This window comes from Runella sp. CRIBMP (assembly GCF_009905605.1).
Classification (GTDB): Bacteria; Bacteroidota; Bacteroidia; order Cytophagales; family Spirosomataceae; genus Runella.
This window is the reverse complement of the sequence record NZ_JAAAKZ010000016.1, coordinates 113,218-121,815: the sequence shown is the minus strand read 5'-3', so window position 1 is coordinate 121,815 and position 8,598 is coordinate 113,218. Positions and strand designations below refer to the sequence as shown.

Below are 8,598 nucleotides of genomic sequence, written 5' to 3'. Positions count from 1 at the left end.
AGCGATGGTGAAATTGCGAAATTGGTAGAAAGTGTGTTTGATTTGCGCCCTTATGCCATTGAGCAGCGCCTGAAATTGCGTAATCCTATCTACTCTGAAACGGCAGCGTATGGCCACATGGGCCGCGAGCCTAAAACCGTGACGAAGGTGTTTGAAAACGCGGGTCAACGTGCCGAAGTAGAGGTAGAGTTGTTTACTTGGGAAAAACTCGACTACGTAGACGCGGTGAAAGCGGCGTTTGGTTTGTAGAAAATATATTTTTATGATTTGAACGTCGGCGAATTTACTTCGCCGACGTTTTTTTATATCAAGGTGGGCCAAAAAGAATCGCGGCGGCTTCACGCAGCGACTTGGCCTGACGTACTTCTTGGATAATATCCCTCCACTCGTGAAAATTCAGGTAAATGACGTTTTGGGATTCAACAGGTTTCGTGATTCCGTACACGGGCGTTTCGGTCTCTTCCTGAAATGTACCAAACAGGCGGTCCCAAAGAATGAACGTAGTTCCAAAATTTTTATCCAGATAGAGCGTGTTCTTCCCGTGATGTACCCGGTGGTGGGAGGGAGTTACAAAAATATATTCAAACCAGCGAGGCAGTTTATGAATCACTTCGGTATGAATCCAGAATTGATACAGTAAATCAATCTGGTAGCAGGTGAACGTAATCACGGGGTGAATTCCAGAAAGCCACACGGGCAAAAAGAAAATGATTTTGATGTGCTGTGTCCATGAGTTTCTAAATGAGGTGGCCAAATTAAAATGTTCTGATGAATGATGCGTGACGTGGGTTGCCCACCAAATGCGCTGTTTATGCGCAATAAAATGCGCAAAATAATTGCAAAGGTCAATGCCCAAATAAGCCACAACCCACGACCACCAGGTATTGGGCAAACGCCACGGAACCATTTCGTAACAAAATAAACTTATGCCCACAATCGCGGCTTTAAAAAGACCATTGATGACAAGGCTTCCAAGGCCAATGCCGACTGATGCTTTTAAATCCTCGTGGTCGTATCGGTGGTGCGGGTCGTGTCTGACCAGCCAATATTCAACGGCAATACAAATAAAAATCAAAGGGGTAGCATACAGCAACAGCGGCTGCAAGTCTTGTTCAAACTGCTGAGGAGTCATTCCAGAAAAATGTTATGGTTTAATAGTGGGAATCGTGGTTGAAGCTTATCGGTGTACGTAGATACGTTCAGAAACTGTGTGTTTGTTGGGGTGCATTTCTATGCCAAATAGCTCTATGTAACGGACTTTAGGGAGAAACCCGCTAGAAGGCTCTAACTGAACAAATATTTTCTTTAATAATGAAGCATGACCATCAATTTGGGTAATAGCGGCGGGCTTGCCTTCGTGCGATAAAACCTGTAATGGGCGGTTTTGGAAGGCATTAAGGCGTATCTCAACCGACTGGTTTTCCTGCTGATTTATGTGTTGTTTGTACCCGTACGCCAATTGCCACTGTATGGTTGAAAGTTTTTCCCGTTGCCCTTTTTCTGCATAACGTATCCAATATACGTCAATGGGATATTTTGGGTTTAATCGCTTGTTGGGCAGTAAATTAGCGTCATACATCACCGTGTTTGCGTCGTTGCTACGCTGAATGTAAAACAGATGATTGGCCGAAGCTGGCGGCTCTGGAAAAGAGATTGTTGGAGAGTCGTCAACGACATGAAATGAGCACAGCCCAACGGCCGCAAGAATTAACGTGTAGATTTTCATAGCTGTATGGAGGGATTGCTGATGCCCTCTGCCTTAATGACAACCTATTGTGTTTTCCCCCCTATCAGAATAAAAAAATAAATAAAAATCAACGTATCTATTCGCTGATTGAGGAGTCAATATTTAGGTGATTTTGCTCAAAATGAGGGTAGTGTGTATTGATTTTGATATGCCTAAAAGCGCCCTAAATGATGGTTTTAAGAGAATGATGCCCTACTCTTTTGTTAGCAACTGTTTTTTCTACAAATTTGCCTCCCCTTACAACGGAGATTACGGAGAAATTGCTTCTCATAAACTTGTCGGAGGTGAGATTCTACAAGTTTAACAAACTGTTTTTTTTAGTTTAAACCAATTCAAGATACCCTCTCATCGTTAATGCCTCATTCAAATAGACTGTTAGAGTTGGATGCTCTGCGTGGGATTGCCTGCATTCTTGTTGTTTTTTTTCATTTTAACGTAAACCAGCCTGATGGATGGCATTGGCTCAATTTGGGTGTAGCGGGAGTAGACCTATTTTTTATCATTAGCGGATTTGTGATTTTTTATTCATTGGAAAAAAATCACAATGCACTTGATTTCATTGTTTCGCGATTTTCGCGTCTTTATCCCGCTTATTGGGTCGCTGTTTGTATTACTTCGGCTTTAGTGCTGCTCAATGGCGGCACCGTACATTTACACGATTTTTTGGTAAATTTAACAATGTTGCAAGGCTACTTCGGCGTGGAGGATATTGATGGGTCCTATTGGACGTTGGGTATTGAACTATTTTTTTATTGTTTGGCGATTTTGCCTTTTATTTCCAATACTGCCAAATGGGTCGAGCATTTTATCTGGATAAGCCTCTTTTTGGTCTATAATTGGCATTATTGGGGCAGTTTGTATGCCCCAGGTACGCACGCAAAAATCAGTAACTCGGTGCAATTTCTGAATCATGCCCCTTTGTTTTTTGCGGGCATATTTTTCTACCTCATTGAATTTAAAAAAGCAACGCCCGGTCGTTATTTCGGAGTTCTTTGCTGTTTTATTCTGTCATGCTACCTACACAATTTTTTTGGGCGGTCTCAATGGGTAATTACAATACAGGAACACGTATGGATGCTTCTCGCTTTTTTTGGTATTTTTTTTCTGCTTCTTTCCCACCAACTTGGTTTTTTGGTAAACCGAGTGAGCCTTTTTCTGGGCAATATTTCTTATTCACTGTATTTAATTCACCAGCGAATCAGTACGGAAATTATTCGCCCGTGGCTTCAGCATCATCTGTTGCCGCACATGCCCAATTTGATTTACAGTCTCATTATGCTGGCCTTTAGTATTGGGGTTGCTTCAGCGATTAATTTTTGGATTGAACTGCCAACAATGCGTTTTTTGCGTCAAAACTGGAAACGTCTTAAGACCAAGTTAGAAGTAAAGCAAGAAAGTGTTTTATCGCAATGAAACGGTTACTTTAATACCTCAACGTCGCAGCAATAAATACATTGCTTGGACAATGACCATTGGTTTGTGGACTCCAGCTGTGCCATTTAGAAGCAAACACCCTCGAAAACGTTTTGGTGCTACATATTTTCGAGGTCGTTTTTAAACAAGGCTTTAAAAAATCAATTTGCTTATAGGATGATGCCGACTGTGGTTGTTTTTTGATTCCTTCGGGCATTTCTACCCAATCAAAACCCACAAAGCACCCTTCGGTAGGAATGGAGATTTTATAAGGTTCCATGTCGAATAAAAATGTTTCTGAGGTAATTGGGACGATAACTGACTTGGTTAATAAATCATCAAGAGGCTCTCCTGTATCGGGACTGACTGAAAAAACCCTAATTCTTAATTTGGTTTGGGTGAGGGTCTTTTTGTCAAATTTGGCGTGTATTTTGCTTAAAAGTGCCTCTTTTTTTGCGGAATTTTCAATTTTTAAGGCAATACTCTGGCCGACTGCCGCATTAAAAGCCGTGCTTGAAGGATGGCCGTAAATCCCTTCCATAGCTGAGCGCTGAAAAAGGTCAGCACTTTCATTCGTTCTTAATGAAGTGGTTTCTTTAGGAGAAAGATAAATAAATAAGGGAGATAGAACCACTACATTCTTGATGCTAATGTAAGAGGGTTCAAAGCCTGGGGAAGAGACCATCAAAGTGTCGTTTGGGCTTACCTTTAATTGATAGTAGCCTTTTTCGTCGGCAATGTAGCCTTGCGTTTTATTTTTTAGGCTGATGGTGGCGCATGGAATGCCAACTTTATTCTTATCTCTCACTATCCCTTTAATTTCAAGGGATTGGCCTAAAATAATCCTGGGTAAAATCACTAAAAGTAAGACGAGGGTGTTCAAGGCAGGGTTCATAAAAAGTGGGTTTTCAATTTGGGGCGTAATTGCCTACTTTCTCATCATGGTGGCATGGTGATGATTAGTATAAAACCTTTGATGGTATAATAGGCTTCTCTTAGACGAGAGCAATAGGTACCAGTCACAGTCTCGGGAGATATAACCGATTTAATAAAACAGATACGGCCTTAAATGCCTGTTGATGAGTGAATTCTGTTTAACAATGATATGCAATTCTGTCAAAGAATCAATGAGTTAACTTGAAAAGTTATCCAACGGTGCTTTTGTACTTAACGCTTTTTACTCTTTGGCATCAGGCACATGTTTAGAAGAGAGAAAATGGTATTGCAAATGAATCGTTTTTGAAAAATGTAGATAAAATGTCGATTCCCCTGAAAACAGAAAATCAGGTCATTGGTTATGTATTCATAGAAATTAACTATTGAAAATCAGGAGAATATTTCTTTGACTTAAACCGTATCTTTGGTAAGAAAGAGAATCTCTAGGCAGAATTTTAGAAAATACACCCAGAAAACTGGCTTGTTTTTTCGTTTTTTAGAGACACTTTTGGTTGAAAAAGTGTTCAATATAAAGAAATACAATCATGAACTAACGCGTCGACTAGTGGATTCGGAGTCACAAATTAAATCGCAAACAGTTTTGCCGCTGCACGGTTGGCAGTCGGCGTATGAACTTGGATATGCTGCCGCTCTGTGGCGTTTACCTCTGCAAAAAGATAAACACCTGATTATCAATTTTGGAACTGATATTCCCAAAACAAAAATGATGCTGGAAGACCTGCCTCCGGGTTTTGCGGTCAGCCCATTTCTGAATTTAGAAGGGGAGGATGCGCTCTTTATTAAGGCAGATTTGCACATTCGTTTTGATGAAACAGGAGAGCCAGTTTCCGAAACTTATCCATCAACGGAATCAAGTTCAGCCAAAGAAGCGTGGGAAAATGAGTGCCGTAATGTGAGTTTGGTTACGCAAAACGAGAGAAATGTAAGTGAATTTCCGACTAATTCTTCCGAAGAATTTCATCTGCAATCCGTCAAAGAAGCCCTCAAAGCCATTGAAGCGGGTGAAATCCAAAAGGTGGTTCTTTCCCGAACCAAGCACGTGGCCTTGCCTGATTCGTTTTCGGTGACGGGCATTTTTGAACGACTTTGTAATAAGTACCCCAACGCATTTGTTTCTTTGGTGTATCTGCCCCACTTAAATCAAATTTGGTTGGGCGCCACGCCCGAAACCCTCGTGAGTGTGGATCGACAGGGGATTTTCAGAACGGTAGCCTTGGCAGGTACTCAGTCTGCGTTTGATGAGTCTGGGCAGATGATTCCACCAAAGCAAGCGCCGTGGACCCAGAAAGAGATTGAAGAGCAAGCGCTCGTGAGCCGTTATATCATTTCGTGTTTTAAGAAAATACGGGTGCGTGAATACCTCGAAGAAGGCCCAAAAACGGCTGTTGCGGGCAATCTGATGCACTTGCGTAGCGATTATGCCGTCGATACCAAAGCCATTAATTTCCCCGAACTAGGAACAGTCATGCTGGGGCTGTTGCATCCCACTTCGGCGGTGTGCGGTATGCCCAAATTGCCCGCTTTAGAGTTTATTCAAGCGCACGAAGGCTACGACCGCGAATTTTACAGCGGTTATTTGGGACCAGTAAACATTGACAACGAAACCCATTTGTTTGTCAATCTGCGCTGCATGAAGATAAGCAACGGCATGGCTACCCTCTACGGCGGGGGCGGAATTACGGAAGATTCAGTTCCTGAAAAAGAATGGCAGGAAACCGAGCTGAAATGCCGGACTTTACTGACAGTGCTGGAGGAATCATAAAACAATAAGCTTTTGTTTAGGGTTTTATCTCTAAATTTACGGCATGAAAAGAGCCGAAAGGCTGGTTTCTGTTCATCATTTTAAACTGCAATTAGATTCATGCTGACGCTCAACGACACGGTCTCGCTCCAAGACGCCATTACGTCGTATCATTATAGCCAATCGCTGACGGAATACATACGTCGTAAAACCATCACCGTCAAAATTGGTGACATCCCGCTGGGTTCTGAGTATCCGATTCGGGTGCAATCCATGACCACCGTAGACACCATGAATACCGAAGGCTCTATCGAACAGGTGATTCGGATGGTAGAGTCGGGTTGTGAATACGTGCGTATCACCGCTCCCAGCGTGAAAGAAGCCCAGAATTTAGAAAACATTCGCAAAGGTTTGCGCGCGCGCGGCTACACCGTCCCGCTCATTGCCGATATTCATTTTACACCCAATGCCGCTGAATTAGCCGCCCGCATTGTGGAAAAAGTACGCATCAATCCGGGCAATTATGCCGACAAAAAACGCTTTGAACTGATTGATTATACCGAGGATGAATACCAACGTGAGTTGGAGCGGATTCGCGAAAAATTTATTCCTCTCCTGAAAATTTGTAAAGAATACGGCACCGCAATGCGGATTGGAACCAATCATGGTTCACTTTCTGACCGCATCATGAGCCGCTATGGCGACTCGCCACTGGGCATGGTGGAGTCGGCGCTGGAGTTTCTGCGCATCTGCGAAGAATTTAATTATTACGACGTGGTGCTGTCAATGAAATCCAGCAATCCACTCGTGATGGTAGAAGCGTATCGGCTGTTGGTCAATCGTTTAGATGCTGAAGGCTTAAAGCCTTACCCGCTGCATTTAGGCGTAACCGAAGCCGGAGAAGGAGAGGACGGTCGCATCAAATCGGCGGTAGGAATCGGGACTTTGTTGGAAGATGGATTAGGAGATACGGTGCGGGTCTCGTTGACCGAAGACCCCGAATTTGAAGCGCCAGTAGCGGCGGCACTGATTGGCCGTTATACCAATCGCGCCGCTGAAACGACACCCATTCGGCCCATAACCGCATCGCCCATTCACCCATTTCAGTACAGTCGTCGGAAAACGAAAGAGGTTTTTAACTTCGGTGGGGGAAATGTGCCGCGCGTCATTGCCGATCTTTCGGCCATTGAAGTGACCCAATATGAAGATTTGCGCAGTGTGGGGCATTTTTACCTGCCCGTGCCTGACAAATGGAAAATGAATGACATTGGCGTTGATTTTATCTACACGGGGGCACGGCCTTCAACGTTTATGCTGCCTATGGGCCTGAAAGAAATCGTTGATTACGAAGTCTGGAAAACGGCCCTTAATCAGGAACACCAATTTCCGCTCTTTACACTGGCCGAGTTTGAACAAGCAACGGAAAGAAGTACAACGCTCAATTTTATCAAAATAGACGCGGCTACCCAACTGACCCAAGAACAAATCGCGGGTGTGCCTGTGGTGTTGCTTCTTCAAACTGACAATGCCCACGCCATGCCGGCCCTGCGCCGATTTATGGTTGATTTGATAGAAAAAGGAATGGATTGTCCGGTGGTGATTCAAAGAACCTATTCAACGGAGAATTCGGACGAACTTTCGCTGTTTGCGGCCACCGACTGTGGTGGATTGCTCGTAGATGGTCTTGGCGATGGTATCATGCTCTCGGCCCAGTATGCGGCTGAAGTCGACAATGAAGAACGTTTGAAATACGCCAAGCAACAAAACAGTATTGCGTTTGGTATCTTGCAGGCGGGCCGTACCCGAATGTCAAAAACGGAGTATATATCCTGCCCCTCGTGCGGCCGAACCTTGTTTGATTTACAGGAAACTACTGCGCTCATTCGCAAGCGAACCGACCATTTGAAAGGCGTTAAAATCGGAATCATGGGCTGTATTGTCAACGGCCCAGGCGAAATGGCGGATGCCGATTATGGCTACGTGGGCATCGGAAAAGACAAAATTGCGCTGTACCGGGGGCAACAGGTAGTGAAAAAATCGGTGGTTGCCAACAACGCCGTGGATGAACTCATCAATATCATCAAAGAAGATGGCAAATGGTTTGAGCCAGAGGCGATTGAGCTATAAATACAAAGCCCCAACCCCAAAGGGGCTAATTTTCACCTAAACTCCGCTTTGGGGGCGGGAGCTACTGATTAATTATGAAACGTTTCATCGAATTTTTTCAAATGAGTGAAGTGTTTGGGTACTTCATTCGGGTATTTAAGAAGCCAGACCCGTCGCGGCCCAACACCTCATCGCTCCGCATGATGCACGGAATTAACCGTATTTCCATCATCATGTTTTTGTTTTGTATCGGTGTAATGCTTTACCGTTTTTTGAGCCGATGAATATAGAATCATTTCAGGCTTATTGCCTTACTAAGAAAGGAGTGACCGAAGAACTTCCCTTTGGACCAGAAACCATTGCTTACAAAGTAGCGGGAAAAGTATTTGCACTGACTACGCTCGACCGTACTCCGTTCAGTATCAATCTGAAATGTGACCCCGAAAAAGCGACTCAATTGCGCGAAGAGCACGATTGCGTACTTCCGGGGTATCACATGAATAAAAAGCATTGGAATACGGTCATCATCGACGGCTCTATCAAAGATGCGGTGCTTCGCGAATGGATTGACCATTCGTATGATTTGGTGGTACAATCATTGCCCGGTAAGGTAAGGGAGCAGTTAGTTTAACAC

Annotated in this window: 9 protein-coding genes; 6 read left to right on the top strand and 3 right to left on the bottom strand. The window is 43.9% G+C overall.

Annotation, left to right across the window (positions count from 1 at the left end):
* On the top strand, positions 1–249 hold a 249-nt coding region (locus tag GVN20_RS25000), incomplete at its 5' end, for a methionine adenosyltransferase domain-containing protein (protein ID WP_166560971.1).
* 58 nt (positions 250–307) lie between these two features.
* Here the strand turns inward: GVN20_RS25000 and GVN20_RS24995 are convergent.
* Together GVN20_RS24995 and GVN20_RS24990 are read right to left on the bottom strand one after the other, a co-directional pair.
* Positions 308–1,132 (bottom strand): sterol desaturase family protein, encoded by an 825-nt coding sequence (locus tag GVN20_RS24995; RefSeq protein ID WP_166560970.1) that lies wholly within the window; start codon positions 1,130–1,132, stop codon positions 308–310.
* 45 nt (positions 1,133–1,177) lie between these two features.
* Positions 1,178–1,726 (bottom strand): DUF4833 domain-containing protein, encoded by a 549-nt coding sequence (locus GVN20_RS24990; protein WP_166560969.1) that lies wholly within the window; start codon positions 1,724–1,726, stop codon positions 1,178–1,180.
* A gap of 375 nt (positions 1,727–2,101) precedes the next feature.
* On the opposite strand from GVN20_RS24990, the gene GVN20_RS24985 reads away from it, so the two are divergent.
* The gene (locus tag GVN20_RS24985) at positions 2,102–3,160 is read left to right on the top strand and encodes an acyltransferase (RefSeq protein ID WP_166560968.1); all 1,059 of its coding nucleotides are present in this window, start codon (positions 2,102–2,104) and stop codon (positions 3,158–3,160) included.
* A gap of 10 nt (positions 3,161–3,170) precedes the next feature.
* Here the strand turns inward: GVN20_RS24985 and GVN20_RS24980 are convergent, their stop codons facing one another.
* Positions 3,171–4,055: a carboxypeptidase-like regulatory domain-containing protein gene (locus GVN20_RS24980; protein WP_166560967.1), complete on the bottom strand. Its 885-nt coding sequence runs from the start codon at positions 4,053–4,055 to the stop codon at positions 3,171–3,173.
* Between the two features lie 606 nt (positions 4,056–4,661).
* On the opposite strand from GVN20_RS24980, the gene GVN20_RS24975 reads away from it, so the two are divergent.
* The 4 genes from GVN20_RS24975 (at position 4,662) to GVN20_RS24960 (ending at position 8,595) form a co-directional block, all read left to right on the top strand.
* On the top strand, positions 4,662–5,879 hold the full coding sequence (locus GVN20_RS24975; protein ID WP_310586853.1) for a chorismate-binding protein: 1,218 nt from the start codon (positions 4,662–4,664) through the stop codon (positions 5,877–5,879).
* Between the two features lie 99 nt (positions 5,880–5,978).
* A complete protein-coding gene (gene ispG, locus GVN20_RS24970) occupies positions 5,979–7,985 on the top strand; it encodes a (E)-4-hydroxy-3-methylbut-2-enyl-diphosphate synthase (protein ID WP_166560966.1) in 2,007 nt (668 codons plus the stop codon).
* 74 nt (positions 7,986–8,059) lie between these two features.
* Positions 8,060–8,248 (top strand): DUF6728 family protein, encoded by a 189-nt coding sequence (locus tag GVN20_RS24965; protein WP_114069309.1) that lies wholly within the window; start codon positions 8,060–8,062, stop codon positions 8,246–8,248.
* Positions 8,245–8,595, top strand: a complete 351-nt coding sequence (locus GVN20_RS24960) for an MmcQ/YjbR family DNA-binding protein (protein ID WP_114462631.1) — start codon at positions 8,245–8,247, stop codon at positions 8,593–8,595. Before GVN20_RS24965 ends, GVN20_RS24960 begins: the two co-directional genes overlap by 4 nt.
* The last annotated feature ends 3 nt before the right edge of the window (positions 8,596–8,598 follow it).

Excerpts from the sequence above, each read along its gene's own strand:
- GVN20_RS24995 (WP_166560970.1), bottom strand. The coding sequence starts at position 1,132 with ATGACTCCTCAGCAGTTTGAACAAGACTTGCAGCCGCTGTTGCTGTAT.
- GVN20_RS24990 (WP_166560969.1), bottom strand. The coding sequence starts at position 1,726 with ATGAAAATCTACACGTTAATTCTTGCGGCCGTTGGGCTGTGCTCATTT.
- GVN20_RS24985 (WP_166560968.1), top strand. The coding sequence starts at position 2,102 with ATGCCTCATTCAAATAGACTGTTAGAGTTGGATGCTCTGCGTGGGATT.
- GVN20_RS24980 (WP_166560967.1), bottom strand. The coding sequence starts at position 4,055 with ATGAACCCTGCCTTGAACACCCTCGTCTTACTTTTAGTGATTTTACCC.
- ispG (WP_166560966.1), top strand. The coding sequence starts at position 5,979 with ATGCTGACGCTCAACGACACGGTCTCGCTCCAAGACGCCATTACGTCG.
- GVN20_RS24965 (WP_114069309.1), top strand. The coding sequence starts at position 8,060 with ATGAAACGTTTCATCGAATTTTTTCAAATGAGTGAAGTGTTTGGGTAC.
- GVN20_RS24960 (WP_114462631.1), top strand. The coding sequence starts at position 8,245 with ATGAATATAGAATCATTTCAGGCTTATTGCCTTACTAAGAAAGGAGTG.